20 protein-coding genes are annotated in these 21,724 nt (G+C 71.1%); 7 read left to right on the forward strand and 13 right to left on the reverse strand.

The window, feature by feature from the left end; translation table 11 throughout:
• Positions 1-168: 168 nt before the first annotated feature.
• Positions 169-423 carry a DUF3039 domain-containing protein gene (locus BM085_RS05625; RefSeq protein ID WP_031159042.1) on the reverse strand — a complete coding sequence of 85 codons (255 nt, stop codon included), beginning with the start codon at positions 421-423 and terminating at the stop codon, positions 169-171.
• 10 nt (positions 424-433) lie between these two features.
• Positions 434-925, reverse strand: a complete 492-nt coding sequence (locus BM085_RS05630) for a hypothetical protein (RefSeq protein ID WP_143120813.1) — start codon at positions 923-925, stop codon at positions 434-436.
• Positions 926-1,117: 192 nt separating this feature from the next.
• Between BM085_RS05630 and BM085_RS05635 the strand changes: the two genes are divergently transcribed.
• Positions 1,118-2,536, forward strand: coding sequence for a cellulase family glycosylhydrolase (locus tag BM085_RS05635; protein WP_093885952.1), 1,419 nt, complete (start codon positions 1,118-1,120; stop codon positions 2,534-2,536).
• 55 nt (positions 2,537-2,591) lie between these two features.
• Here BM085_RS05635 and BM085_RS05640 read toward each other — a convergent pair whose 3' ends face one another.
• On the reverse strand, positions 2,592-4,184 hold the full coding sequence (locus BM085_RS05640; RefSeq protein ID WP_093885953.1) for a DHA2 family efflux MFS transporter permease subunit: 1,593 nt from the start codon (positions 4,182-4,184) through the stop codon (positions 2,592-2,594).
• A 150-nt stretch (positions 4,185-4,334) separates the two neighbouring features.
• Here BM085_RS05640 and BM085_RS05645 point away from each other — a divergent pair, with 150 nt between their 5' ends.
• Positions 4,335-4,961 (forward strand): TetR family transcriptional regulator, encoded by a 627-nt coding sequence (locus BM085_RS05645; protein ID WP_177244965.1) that lies wholly within the window; start codon positions 4,335-4,337, stop codon positions 4,959-4,961.
• A gap of 4 nt (positions 4,962-4,965) precedes the next feature.
• Here the strand turns inward: BM085_RS05645 and BM085_RS05650 are convergent, their stop codons facing one another.
• The 6 genes from BM085_RS05650 to BM085_RS05675 form a co-directional block, all read right to left on the reverse strand.
• Complete coding sequence (locus BM085_RS05650) at positions 4,966-5,544, reverse strand: YqgE/AlgH family protein (RefSeq protein ID WP_093885955.1); 579 nt, start codon at positions 5,542-5,544, stop codon at positions 4,966-4,968.
• Between the two features lie 346 nt (positions 5,545-5,890).
• A complete protein-coding gene (locus BM085_RS05655) occupies positions 5,891-7,303 on the reverse strand; it encodes an NAD-dependent malic enzyme (RefSeq protein WP_093885956.1) in 1,413 nt (470 codons plus the stop codon).
• Between the two features lie 82 nt (positions 7,304-7,385).
• Complete coding sequence (locus BM085_RS05660; protein ID WP_093885957.1) at positions 7,386-8,015, reverse strand: cytidylate kinase-like family protein; 630 nt, start codon at positions 8,013-8,015, stop codon at positions 7,386-7,388.
• A gap of 49 nt (positions 8,016-8,064) precedes the next feature.
• Entirely contained in the window at positions 8,065-8,997 is a 933-nt protein-coding gene (locus BM085_RS05665) for a tetratricopeptide repeat protein (RefSeq protein ID WP_093885958.1), read from the reverse strand.
• Positions 8,998-9,043: 46 nt separating this feature from the next.
• Positions 9,044-10,711 carry a coenzyme B12-dependent isobutyryl-CoA mutase large subunit gene (gene icmA, locus BM085_RS05670; protein ID WP_093885959.1) on the reverse strand — a complete coding sequence of 556 codons (1,668 nt, stop codon included), beginning with the start codon at positions 10,709-10,711 and terminating at the stop codon, positions 9,044-9,046.
• A 215-nt stretch (positions 10,712-10,926) separates the two neighbouring features.
• The gene (locus tag BM085_RS05675; protein ID WP_086572774.1) at positions 10,927-11,460 is read right to left on the reverse strand and encodes a MarR family winged helix-turn-helix transcriptional regulator; all 534 of its coding nucleotides are present in this window, start codon (positions 11,458-11,460) and stop codon (positions 10,927-10,929) included.
• Between the two features lie 282 nt (positions 11,461-11,742).
• Here BM085_RS05675 and BM085_RS05685 point away from each other — a divergent pair, with 282 nt between their 5' ends.
• Positions 11,743-13,203 carry a hypothetical protein gene (locus BM085_RS05685; RefSeq protein WP_245789142.1) on the forward strand — a complete coding sequence of 487 codons (1,461 nt, stop codon included), beginning with the start codon at positions 11,743-11,745 and terminating at the stop codon, positions 13,201-13,203.
• Positions 13,204-13,258: 55 nt separating this feature from the next.
• Positions 13,259-13,933: a DUF4230 domain-containing protein gene (locus BM085_RS05690; RefSeq protein WP_093885961.1), complete on the forward strand. Its 675-nt coding sequence runs from the start codon at positions 13,259-13,261 to the stop codon at positions 13,931-13,933.
• Positions 13,934-14,417: 484 nt separating this feature from the next.
• Here the strand turns inward: BM085_RS05690 and meaB are convergent, their stop codons facing one another.
• Positions 14,418-15,356 (reverse strand): methylmalonyl Co-A mutase-associated GTPase MeaB, encoded by a 939-nt coding sequence (gene meaB, locus BM085_RS05695; protein WP_093886153.1) that lies wholly within the window; start codon positions 15,354-15,356, stop codon positions 14,418-14,420.
• 47 nt (positions 15,357-15,403) lie between these two features.
• A complete protein-coding gene (locus BM085_RS05700; RefSeq protein ID WP_093885962.1) occupies positions 15,404-16,591 on the reverse strand; it encodes an acetyl-CoA C-acetyltransferase in 1,188 nt (395 codons plus the stop codon).
• An 84-nt stretch (positions 16,592-16,675) separates the two neighbouring features.
• On the opposite strand from BM085_RS05700, the gene mce reads away from it, so the two are divergent.
• The 3 genes from mce to BM085_RS05715 all read left to right on the forward strand — a co-directional run bounded on the left by mce (position 16,676) and on the right by BM085_RS05715 (position 20,026).
• Positions 16,676-17,098 carry a methylmalonyl-CoA epimerase gene (gene mce, locus BM085_RS05705; RefSeq protein WP_093886154.1) on the forward strand — a complete coding sequence of 141 codons (423 nt, stop codon included), beginning with the start codon at positions 16,676-16,678 and terminating at the stop codon, positions 17,096-17,098.
• Between the two features lie 197 nt (positions 17,099-17,295).
• The gene (locus BM085_RS05710) at positions 17,296-18,582 is read left to right on the forward strand and encodes a DivIVA domain-containing protein (protein WP_093885963.1); all 1,287 of its coding nucleotides are present in this window, start codon (positions 17,296-17,298) and stop codon (positions 18,580-18,582) included.
• Between the two features lie 307 nt (positions 18,583-18,889).
• The gene (locus tag BM085_RS05715) at positions 18,890-20,026 is read left to right on the forward strand and encodes an AI-2E family transporter (protein WP_245789143.1); all 1,137 of its coding nucleotides are present in this window, start codon (positions 18,890-18,892) and stop codon (positions 20,024-20,026) included.
• Here BM085_RS05715 and BM085_RS05720 read toward each other — a convergent pair.
• Together BM085_RS05720 and BM085_RS05725 are read right to left on the reverse strand one after the other, a co-directional pair.
• On the reverse strand, positions 19,986-20,777 hold the full coding sequence (locus BM085_RS05720) for an alpha/beta fold hydrolase (protein ID WP_093886155.1): 792 nt from the start codon (positions 20,775-20,777) through the stop codon (positions 19,986-19,988). The two genes, BM085_RS05715 and BM085_RS05720, sit on opposite strands and share 41 nt — an antisense overlap.
• A 177-nt stretch (positions 20,778-20,954) precedes the next feature.
• A complete protein-coding gene (locus BM085_RS05725) occupies positions 20,955-21,668 on the reverse strand; it encodes an alpha/beta hydrolase (RefSeq protein ID WP_093885965.1) in 714 nt (237 codons plus the stop codon).
• Positions 21,669-21,724: the final 56 nt, after the last annotated feature.

Below are 21,724 nucleotides of genomic sequence, written 5' to 3' on the forward strand. Positions count from 1 at the left end.
GGCGGGGACGGCAGGAGCGGCGCCCGCTGTGAACAGGCACGCCGATACAGCGGCGATCGCACGCCGAGCCATGCACTCCCCCGACAGGTCACATCTGCTGGTCGATTGCCGCGGCCCCGCGGCATCCCGACCGTAACCTCATCGGCGGCGATCACCCATGAACAACACTCATTCGTTGTTGTTGTTGTCTTCGCCCTTGGGCAGCCCCTCGTAGATCTCCTTGCACTCGGGGCAGACCGGGAACTTCTGGGGGTCCCGGTTCGGCACCCAGACCTTGCCGCAGAGCGCGCGCACCGGGGTGCCGCTGAACGCGCTCTCCATGATCTTGTTCTTCTCGACGTAGTGGGCGAACCGCTCGTGGTCGCCGTCGCCGTGCGACAGGTCCGGCCGGATGTCGCTCTCAGGGAGAATCTTCGTGCTCACCCTGACGATTTTATGCCCGTGCCGGCGCGGTCTCCGCGCCGACGCTCGCCAATGTCGCGATCCCGGCCGTCCAGCCCAGGATGACGCCCCAGATCAGCCCGGCGGCCAGGGCGCCCAGGACAAGACCGGCGTAGGCCCCGAGACCGGCCTCGACGGTCTGGGAGACGGCCACCGCGCGCAGCAGGCCCGCCGCGGCGGCGCCCAGCGCGAAGGCGCCCCAGCCCGCGAAGAAGGCCCGTACGGCTCCGCCCCTGCGGCGGGTGGTCACCCGGGCGACCACGCCGGCCAGGACCAGGGCGGCGAGGTTCTCGGTGAGCGTGAAGGCCCAGCCGGTCTCGCCGAGCGGGACGAGCCGCAGGCCGGGCAGGCCGTACGGCAGGCCCACCGCGGAGGGCACGGCGAGATAGCCGGCGGCGGTGGCGAGGCCGGTGCCGAACATCCCGAAGGCCGAGACGATCAGCAAGGTGACGACCGTCGGCAGGCTATTGCGAACGATGCTCATGTTCGGCAGGCTAGCGCCCAACCGATTTCCACGAAAGACCCGGATCCGGAGCCCGCCGCACCTCGCGCGCCGGGCTTCGCCGCGCCCCCGCCCGCTCTGACGGCACGCGGGGAAGAGCCCCGGAAGACGGCGGGGAGATGGAGGCATCCTGTTGAGACACCCGCGTGCGGACGCCGTACGGAAGGCGTCCCGTTGAGGCGCCCGCGCCTGGCCGCCGCCGGGCTGGCCCTGGCCGTCGTCGCGGCGGGAGGCTTGGCCTCGGCAGCCCGGGGCGACGCCCCCGAACGGGTCTCGCGGTACGTCACCGACGACCGGGGGCGGGTGCTGACGCTGCACGGTTTCAACACCGCGAGCAGCGCCAAGAGCACTCCGGACGCGCTGCCCGAACTGACCGAGGCGGACGTCGAGACCGAATACCGGGCGATGGGCACGAATTTCGTCAGATTCCTGATGCAGTGGCGGGCCGTCGAGCCGTCCCCCGGCGTCTATGACACGAAATATCTGGAAAAGGTGGCTGAGCGGGTCGGCTGGTACGCCAAGCGGGGCTACCACGTCATGCTCGACATGCACCAGGACCTGTGGGGCAACCGGATCACCCCCGACGGGCGCGCGGGCAACGGCGCCCCCGGATGGGCCACCCACCTGGACGGCCTGCCGGTCGCCGGGGAGCACGACACCTGGGAGCTCTACTACCTGGACCCCGGCGTCATGCGGGCCTTCGACCACTTCTGGAACACCACCGGCGAGCACCCCGAGCTGATGGACCACTACGCCAGAGCCTGGCGGGCGGTGGCGGACCACTTCAAGGACGACCCGGCGGTCATCGGCTACGACCTGATGAACGAGCCGTGGGGCGGCTCTGTGCAGGGCGCGGCGTTCGAGAACGGCCCGCTGGCCGAGCTCTACCGTCGCACGATCGCCCAGATCAGGAGCGTCGACCAGGACAACTGGATCTTCGTGGAGCCGCAGGCGGTCGGGGTCAACTGGGGCCTGCCCAGCGGCCTGCCCCGCTTCGACGACCCGCGGGCGGGCGAGCCCCGGATCGGCCTGGCCCCGCACGTCTACCCGCTCCCGCTGGACCTCGGCGAGGACTACGTGGGCGCGTCTCGCGAGTGGACCGACACCACGCTCGGCTGGTGGCGCTCGAACATGCTCCGCCTGGCCGAGCGTCAGGGCGGACCGGTCATCCTGGGCGAGTTCGGCCTCGACACCACCCGGCCGGGCGCCACCGAGCTGGTGGAACGGATGCTGGAGATGACCGACGAGGTCGGCATGGGCCGGGCCTACTGGTCGCGTGATCCCGGGCCGTGGGGCCCCTATGACGGCGAGGGCAGACCCGGCCCGCTCGTCCCCGTCTACGCCAGGCCGTACCCGAGGGCGATCGGCGGCGTCCCCCGGCAGATCGCCTACGACCGCGCGACCCACGCGCTGACGGTGCGCTTCGACGCCAATGGGAGCGGCCCGACCGAGATCTACCTGCCCGCCGACGAGTTCCCCCGCGGCGGCAGGGTCACCGGGGCCCTCTCCTCCTCCTGGGACCCGGACAGGCGGATCCTCACCGCGACGACCGCCGCCTCGGGCGTCCAGACGCTCACGGTCACCCCCTCGTGAAACGCGGTACGGCTCCCGCCGGGCGATGGCGGGAGCCGTACGGCGACGGGCCGGGTCAGCCCATGTGGATCGGAGCGTCCTCGGACTTGCGGCCCGCCTTGACGAACAGGGCGAGCACGGCCGCGAGGATCGCGACCCCCGTGCTGACCACGAAGCCCAGGTGCATGCCGTCCAGGAAGGACAGGTGCGACACGTTGGCGATGCCCTGAACGATCTGCTCGGGCACGCCGGGCATCTGCTCGGCGGTGGGCGCCCCGCCGAAGGTCGCCGCCTCCTTCAGCCCCGCGACCTGCTCCGGCGGGAGCGGCGGCAGCTTGGCCTCCGTCCAGTGGCCGGAGTAGACGTCCGCCACCCGCGCCGACACGATCGCGCCGAGAATGGCCGTGCCGAGCGCGCCGCCGACCTGCATGGCCGACTGCTGGACGCCGCCCGCGACGCCGCTGAGGTCCTCGGGCGCGTTGCCGACGATGATCTCGGTGGCGCCGACGAAGACCGGCGAGAGCCCGAAGGCGAGCAGGACGAACGGGATCGCGCTGTCGACGAACGACGCGTCGAGGCTGAGCCGGGACATCAGGAACATGGCGGTGGCGGTGACCAGCATGCCGCCCGCGATCGTGAACTTGGTGCCGAACTTGCTGAGGAGCACGGCGGCCAGCGGCGAGGCGACGATCATGCCCGCGCTCATCGGCAGCATCCGGAGGCCCGACTCCAGCGGCGTCAGCCCGTGCACGCCCTGGAAGAAGAACGTCAGGAAGAACATCGCGCCGAACATGGAGAACGCGACGAGCATCATGAGGCCGGTGCCTATGGAGACCGAGGCGTTGCCGAAGAGGCTGAGCGGCAGGAGCGGCTCGGAGGCCCGGGCCTGCCACCACACGAACACGGCCCCCATCACCACGGTCGCGGCCAGGAAGCCGATGGTCTTGGCGTCGCCCCAGCCCCACTCCGGAGCCTTGATGATGGCCCAGACCAGGGAGAACATCACGCCCGACAGCAGCACGACGCCCAGCCAGTCGATCTTCGACAGGGTCCGCGCCTTGCTCTCGGTGAGCACCCACAGGCCCATGGCCAGGGCCACGACGCCGACGGGGACGTTGATGAAGAAGACCGACTGCCAGCTCACGTGCTCCACGAGCAGGCCGCCGACGATCGGGCCGGCGGCGCTGGACAGGCCGATGATCGCACCCCAGGCGCCCATCGCCATCTTCAGCCGCTCGCCGGGGAAGGCCGCCCGCAGCAGCGCGAGGGCGGCGGGCTGGAGCAGCGCGCCGAACAGGCCCTGAAGCACGCGCAGGCCGATCAGCATGCCGATCGAGGAGCTGAGGCCGATCGCGAGCGAGGTGAGCGCGAAGCCGGCCACGCCGATCAGGAAGATCAGCCGGTGTCCGAACAGGTCACCGAGCTTGCCCGCGGTGATCAGGAACACCGCGAGCGCGAGCAGGTAGCCGCTGGTCACCCACTGCAGGTCGGAGAGGGAGGCGTTGAGGTCCTGGGCGATCGCCGGGTTGGCGATGCCGACGACGGTGCCGTCGAGCATCACCATGATCACGCCGAGCGACACCGCGACGAGCGTGAGCCACGGATGCGCCTGTTTCGCCGCGCCCGCGCCTGGTGGCGGCGCCGACGCCACCGTCTTGGTGTCTGCCATGGAAGGTCCCCTCGTACGTTCACTCCGCCCCGTATGAGGCGCCAACCTGAGGTAATTTATGGCAGTCGCTGACATGTGACAAATCCTTTTATAAGGCAGCCCATGACTTATGGCAGACTGTGAACGGCGTGTTTCGAAGGGATGACATCCATGGACCGGCTCGGCCTGCGCGAACGCAAGAAGCAGAAGACGCGGCTCGCACTGGTCGACGCCGCCCTCGACCTGTTCGCGACGCAAGGGTACGAGGCCACGACCGTCGACCAGATCGCGGCCGCCGTGGAGGTCTCCCCCCGCACGTTCTTCCGCTACTTCGCGACCAAGGAGGACGTCGCCCTCAGCCTGCCCCTCGACGGCCTTGAGATCCTGCTCGCCGAGCTCGCCGCCCGGCCCGCGCAGGAGCCGCCGTTCACCGCGCTCGGCCATGCCCTGCGCGCGATGGTCACCATGTTAGAGGAAGGCGATCTCGCCGACCGGACCAGGTTCCTCAAAGCGCACGAGGTGATCGACGACACCCCGGCGCTCTTCGCCGGGAGCGTGCGGCGGATGATGGACAACGAGCGTCGGCTGGTCGCCGAGATCGCCCGGCGCGAGGGAGCCGAGCCCGACGACCTGCTGCCCCACTTCGTCGTCGCGCTCTTCACCACCGTGACCCGGCTCGGCTTCGAGCACTGCGGACCGGGCGGCGTCCACGACCTCACCGCCCTGGCCGAACGCCTGGAGGCGACCCTGACCCTGGCCGAACGCTCGCTGTGCCCCGGCTGGGACCGCGCGCGCTAGCGGCTCAGTTCATCGAAGGGTCGTCGGGACAGGTCGCCACGTAGGCGAGCTCGCCCCGCTGGCGGCGGAGCACCGCACGCCACAGCGATCCGGGGTCATGGTAGAAGGTGTCGCCGGGCTCGGCGTCCACGACGTACCACGCGCCCTCGCCGATCTCGGCCTCCAACTGCCCGGCGGTCCACCCGGCGTATCCCGCGAAGATCCGCATCTGGGCGATCTCCCCGGCGAGGATCTCCGGCGGGGCGTCGAGGTCGACGGTGCCGAGCCGGGACACCGCCGCGGTGCCCGCGTGCAGCCGCCGCCAGCCGAGGGGCTCCTGCCCGCTCGGGACCGCGGCCAGGGCCAGGGCGCTGTCGGTCTGCACGGGCCCGCCCTGGAACAGCACCGGCGGACCGGTCACCAAGGCATCCCAGGTGGGCAGCACCTGCGTCACCGAGATGTCGCTGGGCCGGTTGAGCACCACGCCCAGAGTGCCGCCGTCGAGATCGTGCTCCAGGACCAGGACCACGCTGCGCCGGAAGTTGGGATCGTCGAGTTGCGGTGCCGCCACCAGCAGACCGCCGACGTAGATCGCCTCCGCCATACCTCCATCATGAGGGGTGGGCCCCGTATCGCGCTGCTCCACCCCACTCTCAGATCTTCAAGATCTCACGGAATGTTACTAAAAGCACACAAATGGGAACTCTAGGCAACAATAACCGTTGATCGGGAGGCCCGACGGGGAGGATCAGCCACGCGTCCGTCCTGACGCCCGCGATGCCCCTCGCCGCGATCCTCCCGCCCGCCGGAGCGCCCACCGGCCTGATGGGCACGGCCGCCACAGCCGGCGGCCCGGTGCTGACCGGCGCCCCTCCCCGGCCGGACAGGACCGCAGGACAAGCAGGACGGCCCGGACGCGTCGCGTCCGGGCCGTCTCGCGTCCGCGGCCGTCAGGCCTCGGTCATGCCGCTGCGCACCCGGCCGCCGGCCGACTCGCGTACGGCGGCCGCGACGGCGCCCGCCACGTCGGCGTGGAACACGCTGGGGATGATGTAGTTCGGGCCGAGCTCCTCGTCGGTGACCACGGCGGACAGCGCCCTGGCCGCCGCCAGCAGCATCTCCGGGGTGACCACGTTGGCCTGGGCGTCCAGCAGACCTCGGAAGACGCCGGGGAAGGCCAGCACGTTGTTGATCTGGTTCGGGTAGTCCGAACGGCCGGTGGCGACCACGGCGGCGTGCTCGCGGGCGTCGTCCGGTGAGACCTCCGGCTCCGGGTTGGCCAGCGCGAAGACCACCGCGCCCTCGGCCATCGTGGCGATGTCGTCGCCGTTGAGGATGCCGGGGGCGGAGACGCCGATGAACACGTCGGCGCCCTTGACCGCGCCGCGCAGGTCACCGGAGTAGCCGTCGGCGTTGGTGTGGTCGGCGATCCACCGGAGCGAGTCGTCCAGGTCGTCACGTCCGCCGTGCACCGCGCCCAGGTAGTCGCAGACGATGACGTTGTGCGCGCCGGCCGCGAGCAGCAGCCGCAGCACGGCCGTACCGGCGGCTCCGGCGCCGGCGAGGGCGATGCGGACCTCGCTCAGGTCCTTGCCGACCACGCGCAGCGCGTTGGTGAGCGCGGCGAGCACGCAGATCGCGGTGCCGTGCTGGTCGTCGTGGAAGACCGGGATGTCCAGCAGCTCGCGCAGCCGCCGCTCCACCTCGAAGCAGCGCGGCGCCGAGATGTCCTCCAGGTTGATGCCGCCGAAGCCGGGGGCGATGACCTGGACGGTGCGGACGATCTCGTCGACGTCCTGGGTGTCCAGGCAGATCGGCCAGGCGTCGATGTCGGCGAACCGCTTGAACAGCGCGGCCTTGCCCTCCATGACGGGCAGCGCGGCGGCCGGGCCGATGTTGCCCAGGCCCAGCACGGCCGAGCCGTCGGTGACCACCGCGACGCTGTTGCGCTTGATGGTCAGGCGGCGGGCGTCCTCGGGGTTGCGGGCGATGGCCATGGAGACCCGGGCGACGCCGGGGGTGTAGGCCATGGACAGCTCGTCACGGTTGCGCAACGGCACCTTCGACTTCATCTCGATCTTGCCACCGAGATGCATGAGGAAGGTGCGGTCGGAGACCTTGTGGATGACGACGCCCTCGACGGCGTCGAGCTTGTCGACGATCGCCTGGGCGTGGTCGGTGTCACGGGCGGCACAGGTTACGTCGATGCGCAGGGTCTCGTGTCCGGCGGTGGTCACGTCGAGTGCGGTGACCACACCTCCCGCGGACTCTACGGCGTGGGTGAGCTGGCTGACAGCTTTGCCACCCGCCGGCACCTCCAGGCGCACGGTGATGGAGTACGACACACTCGGCACGGTGGCCACAGTCAATCCGCTCCTTTGCGACTGACTTGGTTGGGATGCCTCCATGGTGCCACCACCAGACGGGTGTCCGGGCCGGGCCGGCTCAGCTCAGCGCTGTCGATGCGGTCACAATCAGCTCCACGCACGTGTCGATCGGGATGCTCGTGCTGTCCAGCACCAGGTGGTACAGGAGCGGGGAGGCCGGGTCCACGTGGTAGAAGTGGCGGACGTAGGCGGCCCGCGCCCGGTCGTTGTCCTCCACGAGCCTGCGGGCCTGGCGCTCGGTCACCCCGGTCAGGGTCGCCGTCTGCAGCACCCGGCGCTTCGAGGGCGCGTCCAGCCGCACGTGCAGCGCGCCGGGGTGGTCGGCCAGGACCAGCGCCCCGGCCCTGCCGAGGATCACCCCGCCCTGGCCGCGCGCGGTCTGCCTGATCACCCGCTCGGTGTGGGCGACGAAGTCCTCGGCGGGCAGGGGCATGTTCCCCGGCAGGTATATGTCCACGCCGCCGAAGGTGACCGTCGGGAGCCGCATGGCCTCCGCCAGCAGCCGGGCGAGCCCGTGCTCGGCCCGGTCGTCATGGGCGAGCGCCTCCTCCAGCGTGCAGCCGAGCTCGTCGGCCACCGCGCCGGGGATCGCCCGGTCCATGAAGGGAACCCCCAGGCGTCCGGCCACCGCCGGGCCGATCACACTGCCGGCGGTGCCGTACGTCGCGGAGATGGTGACGACCCGCATGCCCTGTTCATGCCCTCGAAGCGGGTCGTTCAGAGCAGGGGACCGTATTTCAGAACAGGGCGTTGGCCAGGTTCCGGCGAGCGCGCACGATCGACGGGTCGTCGCCGGGAAGGGTGTCGAAGAGGCCGATCAGGTGCACCCTCGCCTTGTCGCGCTCGTCGCCCGAGGTCCGGCGCACCACTCCGATGAGCCGGTCGAAGGCCTGGTCCACCTCGCCGGCGAGCATCTCGAAGTCGGCCGCCAGGAGCTGGGCGTCGATGTCGGCGGGGTCGGTCAGACGGCTCTCCACCTCGGCCGGGTCGACGTCCTGGGTCCGCCGGATCAGGCCGAGACCGGCCAGGCCGAGCTTGGCGTCCTCGTTGTTCGGGGAACGGGCCAGCAGCCGCTCGTAGGCGGCCACGGCGCCGTCGAGATCGCCGGCGTCGATGGCCTGCTCGGCGGCGAGCACGTCCGGATCGGCCGGGGGCTCCTCCGGCTGCCCCTCCGCCGGGGCGCCCGCGGCGTCCGGCGGCAGATACTGGGCCAGGGCCTCCATGAGCTGCGACAGCCACTCGCGTAGCTGCTGCTCGGTGGCGATGCCGGGGGCGACCGCCACCGGCTGGCCCTGGAAGATGGCGTACAGGGCGGGCACGTTCTGCACCCGGAGCGCCTGTGCGATCTGCGGGCTGGCCTCGACGTCCACGCGGGCCAGGACCCACCTGCCGGTGTTCTCGGCGGTGAGCTTCTCCAGCAGCAGGCTGTATTCCTTCGCCTGCTCCGCACGGGTCACCGTGAGCTCCAGCAGCACGAGGCTGTTCATGGAGCGTTCGACGACTTCCGTCGCGAAGTTGGCGTCATCGACGTAGACGACCTGCACCGGGGTGCCGCCGCCCTCCTGCGCCGCGGTCTCCCGCCGCGCCTGCGCGTCCAGCGCCTGCTTGCGCGCGCCGAGGTCCACGGCACCGTAGAGCGATCCGGGTCGAGTGAAGTCCGCTGGGCTCATACCTCCAATCCTGCCGTATCCCGATTACTGCACTGACTCGCCACCGCTAGAAACGGGCCGGCTCGATGTGGACGCCCCACTCGCCGCGGAGCGCGTCGCAGATCTCACCGAGCGTGGCCTCGGCGCGGACGGCGTCGAGCATGGGCGGAACCAGGTTGCCCGCACCCCTCGCGACCTGCACCATCGCGGCCAGCGCGCCGTCCACGGCCCCCTGGTCGCGCTCGGCCCGGCGGGCGGCCAGGACCCGGTTCTGCTCGCGTTCGACCTCGTGGCCGACTCGGAGGATCTCCAGCGGCTCGTCGACGGAGGCCGTGTGGCAGTTGACCCCGACGATCCGCTTCTCCCCCTTCTCCAGCTTGCGCTGGTAGTCGAAGGCGGCCTCGGCGATCTCGGACGTGAACCAGCCGTCCTCGATGCCGCGCAGGATCCCCGAGGTCATCGAGCCGTCCCGCCCCATGTCCCGGATCTTCGCGAAAACCGCCTCGGCCTCGGCTTCGAGCCGGTCCGTCAGCGCCTCCACGTACCAGGACCCGCCGAGCGGGTCGGCGACGTTGACGACCTCGGTCTCCTCCATGATCACCTGCTGGGTGCGCAGGGCGATCTCGGCGGCCTTCTCCGAGGGCAGCGCCAGGACCTCGTCCAGCGCGTTGGTGTGCAGCGAGTTGGTGCCGCCGAGCACGGCCGCGAGCGCCTCCACCGCGGTGCGCACCACATTGTTGTGCGGCTGCTGCGCGGTCAGCGACACCCCCGCCGTCTGGGTGTGGAAGCGCAGCCACTGGGCCCTGTCGGTCCTGGCCCCGTAGACGTCGCGCAGCCACCGCGCCCAGATCCGCCGGGCGGCCCGGAACTTGGCGATCTCCTCGAAGAAGTCGATGTGCGCGTCGAAGAAGAACGACAGGCCGGGGGCGAAGACGTCGACGTCCAGCCCCCGCGACAGGCCGAGCTCCACGTAGCCGAACCCGTCCGCCAGGGTGAAGGCCAGCTCCTGCGCGGCCGTGGAGCCGGCTTCGCGGATGTGGTAGCCGGACACGCTGAGCGGCTTGTAGGCCGGGACGCCGGCGGCGCAGAACTCCATCAGGTCGCCGATCAGCCGCAGGTGCGGCTCGGGGGCGAACAGCCACTCCTTCTGCGCGATGTACTCCTTGAAGATGTCGGTCTGGAGCGTGCCGTTCAGCCTGCCGGCCGGCACTCCCTGCCGCTCGGCGGCGACGACGTACATGCAGAAGATCGGGACGGCCGGGCCGCTGATCGTCATCGAGGTGGTGATGTCGCCGAGCGGGATGCCGTCGAAGAGCAGGTCCATGTCCAGCGCGGAGTCGATCGCCACGCCGCAGTGGCCGACCTCGCCGAGCGAGCGCGGGTCGTCGGAGTCGCGGCCCATCAGCGTCGGCATGTCGAAGGCCACGCTCAGGCCGCCGCCGCCCGCGCCGAGGATCATCTTGTATCGCTCGTTGGTCTGCCGGGCGTTGCCGAACCCGGCGAACTGCCGGATGGTCCACGTCCTGCCCCGGTAACCGGTGGGGTGCAGGCCCCGGGTGAAGGGATACTCCCCCGGCCAGCCGATGCGCGCCATGCGCGGGTCGTCGCCGCCGGGCCCGTAGACCGGCTCCACGTCGAGCCCGGAGAGCGTCCTGAACTCGGATCCGCGCTTGGCGGCGCCGTCGAACCGCGCCTGCCAGCGCGCCCGCCCCGCCTCGATCTCCTCGGCGTCCATGGCCAACCCCCCTGTACGGCTCGCGGCTCCTGCACGACTCGTGGCCTCAGAGAAAACACTAGGACGTCCTACTAATTTTTGGCCAGAGCCGCCACGGGCATGTCCCCGCCAGGCCATGACACGCGTGATCGCGGGCGGAGCGCCCCGCCGCCCGGCCCCGAGGGTCCCGAGGGTCCCGAAAGTTTCCCGGCCCCCTCAGCCCTCGAAGTCCCCCGTCAGTCCTCGAAATCCCCCGCGGCCACCCGCAAGGTCCTGAGCAGGCCGAACATCTGCTCCAGCTCCGCCTCGCCGTACATGGTCATGCCGAAATCGGCGCCCATCAGATCGGCGGTCGCCCGGCTCACGACCTCCCGGCCCCCGTCGGTGATCTCCGCCAGCACGCCGCGGCCGTCCCGGGGGTTGCGCATGCGGCGGACCAGCCCGGCCCGCTCCAGCCGGTCCACGGTGTTGGTCACGCTCGTGGGATGCACCATCAGGCGCTCGCCGATCGTGGACAGCGGCAATGCCCCCGTCTTGCTGAAAGTCAGCAAAACCAACGCCTCGTACCGGGCAAAGGTCAAGTCATGCGGCTTGAGTAGCGTGTCCAGTTGCGAGAGCAGGATCTGGTGCGCTCTCATGATCGACGTGACGGCGGCCATGGCCGAGGAGGGCCCGAACTGAACGCGCCACGTCTCCGCGGCGCGCTCGATGGGGTCGAACGGCAGATTCAGCTGACCTGTAGCCACAGGGCTACGGTAGCGCGGCCTCATCCCGGTTCGCCCATATACGTAGAGTTACCAGATTGATGGCTTCACCAAGAACCCGGGCGCCAAACGTCACGCTCAGTTATGGTTCCCACATCGAATGGTGAGGGCGCGGCCAAATGGCCGCGCGGACTCGCTCCGGCCTGCGGGGGATGCAGACCGGATCGGCGGCCGAGGGGACCGGCTACCGCATTCACGGCACGGGGGGTTTGATGAACGACAACTCAATGGCGTTCAGACGCCACACGGACTTCTGCTCAGCCGACACGGCGTGGATCCACTCCACGCGTGCCGGTGCGTGAGCACAGAGGCGTTTCACGCGAAGAACTCCAGCAGAGCGCGTTGGTGGCGGTCGCCGTCCTGCTCGTGCTCGGCGTGGTCGCGGCGTGGAACGTCCTCATTCCCGGTGTCAGCGCGTGGGAGAACATCATCGTCGCGGTGATCGGCTCGCTCCGGCTCACCGGACCGGTGGCCGCGGCGTTCGCCGCCTGGGTGGCGGTGAGCAGGCGGCGCGGGACCGGCCGGCAGTCGCTGACCACCTGGCAGGCGGTCCGCGCGCCGCTGGCCATCCTGGTGGTGGTCGGGGGCGCCTTCACCGCGACGCTGCTGGTCCTGGCGGTCAGGACCATGCTCACCGAGCAGGCTGGACGGCTGCTGCCCAGCGGCCTCGTCATGGGCGTGGCCGGGCTGGCGCTGTACGTCGCGATCGGCTGGGTGACCGGCTGGCTGCTGCCGTGGACGATCACACCGATGCTCGCCGGGCTCGGCTGCTACGGGCTGTTCGCCTGGATGGCGCAGGGGGCGACCTGGGCCGACCGGCTCATCCCCGCCACGCGGGAGCCGTACGACCCCTTCCGGGGGCTCAACGCCGCCGCCCTGACCGACCAGACGCTCTGGCTGCTGGGCATCAGCGCCGCGCTGCTGCTCGGCTGGGCCGCCGTCGTGACGCGGCAGGCACTCGTGCTGGCCGCCGCGCTGCTCGCGGTGCTGGCCGCCGGGACCGGGGTGGCCCGGCTGCTCACCGAGCCTCGGACGATCTCCGCCCAGCGGGTGGTCTACAGCTGCCAGGAATGGCCGATCATGGTCTGCGTGCACCCGGGGATGCGGACCGGGCTGCCCGAGCTCGGGTCCGCGTTCGTCAAGATCGCATCCCGGCTGGCGGGGACGCCCGGCGAGTTCTCCCGCCTTGAGCAGCACCCCCGGCGTGAGGACATCCCCCTCGCCCCCGGCGCGGTCCCGATCCACGTCGACGACCTGGCCGCCGGCTTCGCCGACGAGGCCGCCGAGGAGTTCGTCGAGAACCTGGCCCAGGAATGCGACGGCACCCCGGCCGGCGGCTACCGCGACATCGTCGTCGCGTGGCTGCGCGGCAAGCCGCTGCCCAGCGGACCGCTCCCCGAGCACCAGTACGCCGCCGCGTGGTTCTCCGGCCTCACCGACGCCCAGCGGAGGGACTGGCTGCGGCTGTACTACTCCGACTTCGCCGGATGCCGGCTACAGAGCACTCACTTCGGCGGCCAGGTCGGTGAGACCGGGCAGACAGGGCAGTCCGGCGTGCCGGGGCAGATCAGCCGGACCCGCCAGGGCGCCGAGATCGGGCGGGGCGTGCCGGACTCGCAGGTCGTGCCGCCCTACCCGGCGCCCGCCACCGCGCCCTCCGCCGCCTCGGTCCCGCCGTCCGTCCCGGGGGACGCCCCGAAGGACGCCCCGGCCGACGGGCCGAGGACGGAAGTACGGTCCCGCGGCTGACAAGATCAGCACAGGTTCGGCGTGAGAAAGCGGCCGCCGAGGGAAGGAGACCGCCGTGAAAGCCCCTCTAGAAGCACCGCCCGAGGCCCCCGCGGCGCCTCGCCGGCGCCGCTGGCGCTTCCTCGCGGGACTGCTCGTCGTCGTGGTCCTCCTCGTCGTGGGCGTCCGCCTGACCTGGTCGTGGCTGAACCCGTTCGGCGAGACCACGATCGACCGCAGCCAGCCCGTGCTGCTGCAGTCCATCCACAACCTCAGCCGCTTCGAGGCGGCCACCGGCAACTTCCAGGTCGTCGTGGACCTGGAGAGAGACGCCGCCTTCCTGCCCGACGCGGTCAAGGGCAGCCGCACGCTCTTCGTCGGCGCGGGCGGCGTCGACGCCTACGTCGACTTCGGCGGCCTGGCCAAGGGCGCGCTGACCGTCTCGCCCGACCGCAGAGAGGTCACGGTGAAGCTGCCGCGCGCGCAGCTCGAAAAGCCCAACCTCGACAACAAGCGCTCCTACGTCTACGCGCAGCAGCGCGGGCTGCTCGACAGGGTCGAGGACTTCCTGTCCTCCTCCCCCGCCGACCAGCAGGAGCTCTACGTGCTGGCCGAGAAGAAGATCGCCGAGGCCGCGCAGGCCAGCGACCTGCGCAACCGGGCCGACCAGAACACCAAGAGCATGCTCCAGGGCATGCTGACCACCCTCGGTTTCGAGAAGGTGACCGTCACGTTCGCCGACGAGCCGTAGCCGCCGCGCCCACCACCGGGCCCACAGCCGCCCGCCGTCTCACGGCGCCCGCCGTCTTGCGACGCCCGGCGAGGACAGGCCGGGCCGGCTCGGCCCGGATCGGCTCCACGGGGACGGGCCGGAATCGGCGCGGCGGGGGCAGGCCCGGATCGGCTCGGCGGGGGCAGGCCGGTCATGGCCTTTGTGGATGCCGGCCGTGGCGGGATTGCGTATGAACGCCGTCACCGGCACGGCATATCTCAGTCGTTATCCGCAGGGCCGGAGTATTTCTCGTCGGCGCCGGCCTGACTCCGCCGGAAGCGAGCGGGTAAACCCGTCGTGTTCCGGCCGCCGCTTCACGGAGTCGCGCTTACGGCCCTTGTCCGGTCGTCCATTCCCAATCGGCCGAACATGCGATTCAGCTTTTTACCCACAGCGAGAACGACTTATGCATCATCGTCGACAGCGACGTCCGTCTTCTTCATGCCGCGACCGTGACATCGGCTCATCCGAGGGCCGCCAGCAGCTCGTCGGCGGCCCGGTAGGGGTCGAGATCGGCGTCCAGGACACGGGTGGCGAGGGCGTCCAGGCGCTGGTCACCGTGGAGGTGGGCGAAGCGGGAGCGGAGAGCGGTCAGCGCGATGGCCTCGATCTCGTCCCGGGCCCTGGCATGGCGGCGGCGGCCGAGCTCGCCCGATCTCTCAAGGTGGGCCAGGTGCTCGTCGAGGGCGCCGACCGCCTCTCCGGCCCCCTCGCCCCGGTAGGCCACGGTAGGCACGATCGGCGGCCTCCAGGCCCGCTCGACCAGCGCGGTCATGGTGCGGAGCTCGCGGATGACCGCCTGGGCCCCGTCACGGTCGGCCTTGTTCACCACGAACACGTCCGCGATCTCCAGGATGCCCGCCTTGGCCACCTGGACGCCGTCGCCCATGCCCGGGGCGAGCAGCACGACGGTGGTGTCGGCCAGCGAGGCGATCTCCACCTCGGCCTGGCCCACCCCGACGGTCTCGACGAGGATGACCTCGCATCCGGCGGCGTCCAGGACGCGCAGTGCCTGGGGCGCGGCCCAGGACAGGCCGCCGAGGTGGCCGCGGCTGGCCATCGACCGGATGAACACCCCCGGGTCGGTAGCGTGCTCCTGCATGCGCACCCGGTCGCCGAGCAGGGCCCCGCCGGTGAAGGGTGAGGACGGGTCCACCGCGAGGACCCCGACCTTCCTGCCCCGCTCGCGGAACACCCGGACCAGCATCCCGGTGAAGGTGGACTTGCCCACGCCTGGGGAGCCGGTGAGCCCGATGACCCGGGCCCGGTACGGCCGGCCCGCGCAGAGCCGCGCCGTGATCTCCCGGAGCAGGGGGGAACCGTTCTCCACCATGGAGATCAGCCTCGCCACGGCGCGGGGCTGGCCGTCCCGCGCCCGCGCCACCAGATCAGAGACGTCCACGGCCTGAGACGGCCCGTCCGGCACGGCCGCGCCGGGCCCCTCCACGGTCAGGCCGAGGGGACGCGGATGATCAGCGCATCGCCCTGGCCGCCGCCGCCGCACAGGCCGGCGGCACCGAGCCCGCCGCCCCGGCGCCTGAGCTCGTGGGCGAGGGCGAGGACGATGCGGGCGCCGGAGGCGCCGATCGGGTGGCCGACGGCGATGCCGCCGCCGTTGACGTTGACCTTGTCGAGCGGGACGCCGAGGTCCTTGGCCGACTGGAGGACGACCTGGGCGAAGGCCTCGTTGATCTCCAGCAGGTCGAGGTCCTCGACCGAGAGCCCCTGCTTGCCGAGGGCGTGCTTGATCGCGTTGGCGGGCTGGGACTGGAGCGAGTTGTCGGGCCCGGCCACGTTGCCGTGCGCGCCGATCTCCGCCAGCCACTCCAGGCCCAGCTCCTCGGCCTTGGCCTTGGACATCACGACCACCGCGCAGGCGCCGTCGGAGATCTGCGAGGCCGATCCGGCGGTGATGGTGCCGTCCTTGCTGAAGGCCGGCCGCAGCCGGCCCAGGGTCTCGACCGTGGTGTCGCCGCGCACGCCCTCGTCGGCGGCGAACATCACCGGCTCCCCCTTGCGCTGCGGGACCGGCACCGCAACGATCTCGTCGTCGAGCACGCCGTTCTTGATCGCGGCGGCGGCGAGCTCGTGGGAACGGGCGGAGAAGGCGTCCTGCTCCTCGCGGGTCAGGCCGAGGCGCGCGTTGTGCCGCTCGGTGGACTCGCCCATGGACACCTGGTCGTAGGCGTCGGTCAGGCCGTCGAAGGCCATCGAGTCCACGATGCCGGCGTCGCCGTACTTCACTCCCCTGCGCAGGCCGGGCAGCAGGTGGGGGGCGTTCGACATGGACTCCATGCCGCCGGCGACCACGATGTCGAACTCGCCCGCCCTGATGAGCTGATCGGCCAGGGCGATGGCGTCCAGCCCGGACAGGCAGACCTTGTTGATCGTCAGCGACGGCACGGTCATCGGGACCCCGGCCTTGACGGCCGCCTGGCGGGAGGGGATCTGTCCCGCTCCGGCCTGGAGGACCTGGCCCATGATCACGTACTGCACGGCCTCGGGAGCGACGCCGGAGCGCTCCAGCGCGGCCTTGATGGCGATGCCGCCGAGCTCGACGGCCGACAGGCCGGCCAGCGAGCCGAGCAACCGGCCGATGGGGGTGCGAGCTCCGGCGACGATGACGGAACCAGACATAAAAGGGGCCTCCCTGGCGGGACTTGGGACGACTTTGCCACCATACCCATGAGCACCCGAGCAACCGCCATGGAGGCCGACCCTATGTTCATGCGCATCGACCATGTGGGAATCGCCTGCCACGACCTTGAGGAGAAGATCGCGCTCTTCGAGCGGACCTTCGAGCTCACCGTGGTGGCACGTGAGATCAACGAGGAGCAGGGCGTCAAGGAGGCGATGCTGCACATCGCCGACGGCGACGGCGGCGGTTCCTACATCCAGCTCCTCGAACCGCTCGGCCCCGACACGCCGGTCGGTAAGTTCCTCGCCAAGCGCGGGGAGGGGGTCCACCATGTCGCGTTCGGCGTCCCGGATGTGACCGAGGCCATGAGAGAAATTGGGAGCAAGGGCGTCAGACTGCTCGACGAGAAGCCTCGGCACGGCTCGATGGGGTCCTCCATCGCCTTCTTGCATCCCAAGGATGTGGGGGGAATGCTGACCGAGCTCGTTCAAGCCCAAGAGCACTGACCGAGCCTTGTGTCAAATGCAAGAAAGGTTCATACGTAACAAGTCACGCAGAAAGTCGGAGGAGACCTCCAACACGGCAACTCCAGAGTACGCTGGCCTACCACCGGACGTGGATCCCGCCACGGCTCCCGCCTCGGATGTCCGAAATCCCCCGTCCGGCCCGTGTAGCCGTCTCGACAACCCAGGATCGAGCCTCCATGCAGTCCGACATCGACGCACAACTCAACAACTTCTTTGAAGACGCCCCCGCTCGGGAATTCGACGTGGTGCTCCGTGGCTATGACCGGCACCAGGTCCATGACCATCTGAAGCAGGTCGACAACGAGTTGCGCCAGTCTCGCGAACAGGTTCAGGGCCTGCAGCGAGACCTGTCCGACTCCCAGCGTCAGCTGCAGGAGCAGGAGCGTCCGACATACTCCGGCCTTGGTGCGCGGATCGAGCAACTGCTCCGTCTCGCCGAGGAGCAGGCCACCGAGCTGGTCCAGGCCGCCCGGTCCGAGGCGAACGAGATCAAGGCCGCGTCCAAGGTCGACGCCGCCGACCTGCGCGCCGCCGCGGAGAACGAGGCGGCCGAGAAGCGCGCCCTCGCCACCCGCGAGGCCGACGACATGCGCACCACCGCCGAGCGCGAGGCCGAGGAGATCCGTTCGACCGCCCGCCGCGAGGCCGACGAGCTGACCGCCACCACCGAGCGCGAGGTCGCCAAACTGCGGGCCACCGCCGACCACGAGGTGGCCGAGAAGCGCGCGGACGCCGAGCGCGAGATCGCCAAGCTGCGCACCACCACCGAGCGCGAGGTCGCCCAGCTCCGCGCCTCGACCAAGCGCGAGCGCGACGAGGTTCTCACCACCGCCAAGCGTCAGGCGGACGAGATGCGCGCCCAGGCCCAGCGGGTCCTGGAGGAGTCCGAGGCCAAGCGCGCCCAGGACGAGGCCGAGTTCGAGATCCAGCTCGCCGCCCGCCGCGAGGAGGCCGAGCGCCAGGAGGCCGAGCGCCACGCCACCGCGCAGGCCAACACGCAGAAGCTGGTCTCCGAGGCCGAGCAGCGCGCGGCCACCGCCGAGCAGCGCGCCACCAAGGCCACCCAGCAGGCCGAGCAGACCCGGCGCGAGGCTGACACCCACGCCAAGCAGCTGCTCGCCAACGCGCGCAAGAACGCCGACCAGCTCGTCTCCGAGGCGAAGTCGAGCGCCGAGTCGATCGTCAGCGACGCCAAGACCGAGTCCGAGCGGACCCGCTCCGTCGCCCAGCGTCAGGTCGACGAGCTGACCCGCCAGCGCGACAGCATCACCAGCCACCTCGCGCAGCTGCGCCAGCTGCTCGGCGGCGCGCCGCTCCCGGCCTCCGAGCCGGAGCCCGCGATCGCCGCGGCCCCGGCCAAGCCGGCCATTCCCGCCGCCAACGGCAGCGAGAAGCCCGCTCCGGCCCCCGCCCCGGCCAAGGCCGAGACCAAGGACGACGACGCGGAGTGGTGGCAGGAGTAGGCGCCGCTGAATCGGGGCGCTGACGACGGCTACGGGAGAGCCTGGTGACCTTGGCGGTCGCTAGGCTCTCCTCTGTGTTCTCCCCGTTCCGCGGGGCTGTCCGCACCCCCCCGGAGCGCGGCTTCGCGCGCTCTCAGAGCTAGGAGCAACCGTGCCCGAAGCGTCCCAGACAGCCGACGTCTCCACGGCGCCCGCCCCGGGATCCCACCCCGCTCCGGACGCTGACCCCCGGTCCTCCGGGACCGCGGATGGGCCGCCCGGAGCCGTGAACGGACCGTCCGAAACCGTGAACGGGCCGCCGGGAGCCGTGAACGGGCCGTCCGGCGCCGCGGGCGGGCTCCCCGGGGCCGTGGGCGGGCCCCGCGTCTCTCCGGAGGCCCTGGACGAGCATGCGGCGCCGTACGGCAGGCCGGGCAAGCCGCTGGCCAAGAACCCCTTCCTGATCGGCCTGACCGCCGGAATGGGTCTGCTCACCGCGTGGGCGCTGGCCCAGGCCCTGGTCACCTCGCGCAGCGTGATCGTGCTGGTCGTGGTGGCGATGTTCCTCGCCCTGGGACTGAACCCGGCCGTCGAGGCGTTGCAGCGGCGCAGGCTGGCGCGGCGCTGGGCGATCTCGATCGTCTTCGGCGCGGTGATCCTGTTCTTCGTGCTCTTCGGGCTGGCGATCGTCCCGCCGGTGAGCCAGGAAGCGGCCTCGTTCATCAGCGCGGTCCCCGGCTACACCCAGGAACTGCTCTCCAACCCCACCCTCAAGGAGCTGGACAGCGACTACCAGATCCTGACCAGGATCGGCGACTACATCACCAGCGGCGGCCTCGCCCAGACCGTGGCGGGAGGCCTGGTCGGCGCGGGCGCGGTGGTGTTCAACGCGTTCTTCTCCGGGGTCACGCTGCTGGTGCTGACGCTGTACTTCCTCGGCTCGCTGCCCTCGATAAAGGACTATCTCTTCCGGCTCGTGCCGAGCAGCCGCAGGGAGCGGGCCCAGGGGCTCGGCGACGAGATCATCAGCGGCATCGGCGGCTACGTGGCCGGCAACCTGCTGATCTCGGTGATCGCCGGCGTGGTCACCTGGGTGTTCCTGGCCTTCGCGGGCGTCGAGTACGCGCTGGCGCTCGCCCTGGTGGTGGCGGTCACCGACCTGATCCCGCTGGTCGGCGCGACGATCGGCGCGGTGCTGGTGAGCGGGGTGGCACTGCTCCAGTCGGTGACCCTCGGCATCGTCTGCGCGATCTTCTTCCTGGTCTACCAGCAGGTGGAGAACTACCTGGTCTATCCGCGTGTGATGAAGCGCTCGGTGGACGTGGCCCCGGCGGTCACCGTCATCGCCGCGCTGTTCGGCGGTGCGCTGCTCGGCATCGTCGGAGCACTGCTGGCCATCCCGGTGGCCGCGGCGATCGCACTGATCATCCGCGAGGTGGTGATCCCCCGGCAAGCTCGTCTATGAAGCCCGCCACCGCGCGGTTGAACGCCTCGGGCTGTTCGATCGCACTCAGGTGACCCGCCTTCTCGATCACGGCCAGCCGCCCGTCCGGCACGGCCCCGACCATCGTCTCGGCGTCGGCGGGCGGGGTGAGCAGGTCCTCCTCCCCCACGATCACGAGCGCGGGCACCTTGAGCCCGCGCAGGGTGTCGAAGGAGTCGGGGCGGCCCGCCATGGCCCGCTGGGCCCAGGCCACGGCCTTGGGCGGGGCCGACTGGACCAGCCCGCGCACCCGGCCGAACACCATCGCCCTGCGCTGCACGGTGGTCACCCCGATCAGCGACGGAAGCACCTCCTCCACCAGGATCGAGGTGCCGTCGTCGAGGACGGCTGCGGCGATGCGCTCGCGGTTCGTCCTGGCCGCCTCGGGATCGGCGGCCGCCTTGGTGTCGGCGAGGATCACCCCCAGCACCCGGTCGGGGTGCCGGCGGCACAGGGCCATCGTCACGTAGCCGCCCATGGACAGGCCGCCGACGACGGCCCGGTCGACGCCCTCGTGATCGAGCAGGCGGACGACGTCGTCGGCCATCACGTCGAGGGAGGGCTCGTCGTCGCCCAGCACCGAGCCGCCGAAGCCGCGCAGATCGGGGGTGATGACCTTGCAGACGGCGCCCAGGCCCTCGCGCTGGGCCAGCCACATGGCCGATGACAGGGGGAACGCGTGGAGGAGGACGACCGGAAGTCCCTCGCCCGCCGATCGCGTGTACAGGTCCACGCAGTCCACCGTAATCGCGGATTTCCGATCTGGCACCCCTTGATTCACCACAGGTTGTGATGCCGCGCTGACTCCGCCGTCAAGGCTCCCTCCGGCCCCGGCCAGGGTTGCGCGAACGGCCCTGGACAGGGCCCTGTGGGCGGGCCCCGGCCGGGGCTCCGCGGACGCCCCGGGGCTCTACGGGCCGGCGATCTCCGTGGGGAGCGGCGAGGCGGCCGGGTTCACCCGCCGGACGATCTCGTCGAGGACGATCCGCACGTACGGCTCGCCGACCCACAGGTGCTTGGCCCCGTCCACCCCGACGACCTCCGCCTGGGGGACCCGGGCGAAGCGCTCGCGGGCCTTCTCCGGCTGGAGGTAGTCGTCGAACTCGGGGACCAGCGCGGTCAGCGGCCGGCCGAACTCCGCCCACGCGTCGAGGTCGGCGTCGGTGGCCCGGTGCAGCGGCGGGGAGAGGAGGACGGCGCCCTCCACGAGCGGGTCGTGCCCCCACTTGAGCGCGAGCTCGGTGCCGAAGGACCAGCCGATCAGCCAGGCCCGGGGCAGGTCGTGGAACTCGGCGTACTCCAGCGCGGCGGCGACGTCGAAGCGTTCGTCCAGCCCCCCGCCGAAGGCCCCCTGGGAAGTGCCCCGCTCGGAGGTCGTGCCGCGCGTGTTGAAGCGCAGCACGGCGAGGTCCGCCAGCGCGGGCAGCCGGTTGGCGGCCTTCTTGTAGACGTGGCTGTCCATCATGCCGCCGTGCGTGGGCAGCGGGTGCAGGCAGATCAGCGTGGCCACCGGGGGCCTGTCCGCCGGCAGGGCCAGCTCGCCGACGAGCGTCAGCCCGTCGCCGGTCTGCAACTCGATCGGTTCCCTGCGCGCGGGCAGCACCGTAGAGGCCCGGATCTCCATCTTTTCCCCACTCCGTCTCGTGAGCGGGCGCCGGTGGACCGGATCTCCGGGAGGCG

It is taken from the genome of Streptosporangium canum (genome assembly GCF_900113865.1).
Taxonomy (GTDB): Bacteria; Actinomycetota; Actinomycetes; order Streptosporangiales; family Streptosporangiaceae; genus Streptosporangium; species Streptosporangium canum.

What these genes read in the sequence shown, in the direction of transcription:
- BM085_RS05665 (WP_093885958.1), bottom strand. Translation starts at nt 8,997, where the DNA reads ATGAGCCCAGCGGACTTCACTCGACCCGGATCGCTCTACGGTGCCGTG.
- mce (WP_093886154.1), top strand. Translation starts at nt 16,676, where the DNA reads ATGTTCATGCGCATCGACCATGTGGGAATCGCCTGCCACGACCTTGAG.
- BM085_RS05640 (WP_093885953.1), bottom strand. Translation starts at nt 4,184, where the DNA reads ATGGCAGACACCAAGACGGTGGCGTCGGCGCCGCCACCAGGCGCGGGC.
- BM085_RS05725 (WP_093885965.1), bottom strand. Translation starts at nt 21,668, where the DNA reads ATGGAGATCCGGGCCTCTACGGTGCTGCCCGCGCGCAGGGAACCGATC.
- BM085_RS05700 (WP_093885962.1), bottom strand. Translation starts at nt 16,591, where the DNA reads ATGTCTGGTTCCGTCATCGTCGCCGGAGCTCGCACCCCCATCGGCCGG.
- icmA (WP_093885959.1), bottom strand. Translation starts at nt 10,711, where the DNA reads ATGGACGCCGAGGAGATCGAGGCGGGGCGGGCGCGCTGGCAGGCGCGG.
- BM085_RS05710 (WP_093885963.1), top strand. Translation starts at nt 17,296, where the DNA reads ATGCAGTCCGACATCGACGCACAACTCAACAACTTCTTTGAAGACGCC.
- BM085_RS05645 (WP_177244965.1), top strand. Translation starts at nt 4,335, where the DNA reads ATGGACCGGCTCGGCCTGCGCGAACGCAAGAAGCAGAAGACGCGGCTC.
- BM085_RS05675 (WP_086572774.1), bottom strand. Translation starts at nt 11,460, where the DNA reads ATGAGGCCGCGCTACCGTAGCCCTGTGGCTACAGGTCAGCTGAATCTG.
- BM085_RS05660 (WP_093885957.1), bottom strand. Translation starts at nt 8,015, where the DNA reads ATGCGGGTCGTCACCATCTCCGCGACGTACGGCACCGCCGGCAGTGTG.
- BM085_RS05650 (WP_093885955.1), bottom strand. Translation starts at nt 5,544, where the DNA reads ATGGCGGAGGCGATCTACGTCGGCGGTCTGCTGGTGGCGGCACCGCAA.
- BM085_RS05630 (WP_143120813.1), bottom strand. Translation starts at nt 925, where the DNA reads ATGAGCATCGTTCGCAATAGCCTGCCGACGGTCGTCACCTTGCTGATC.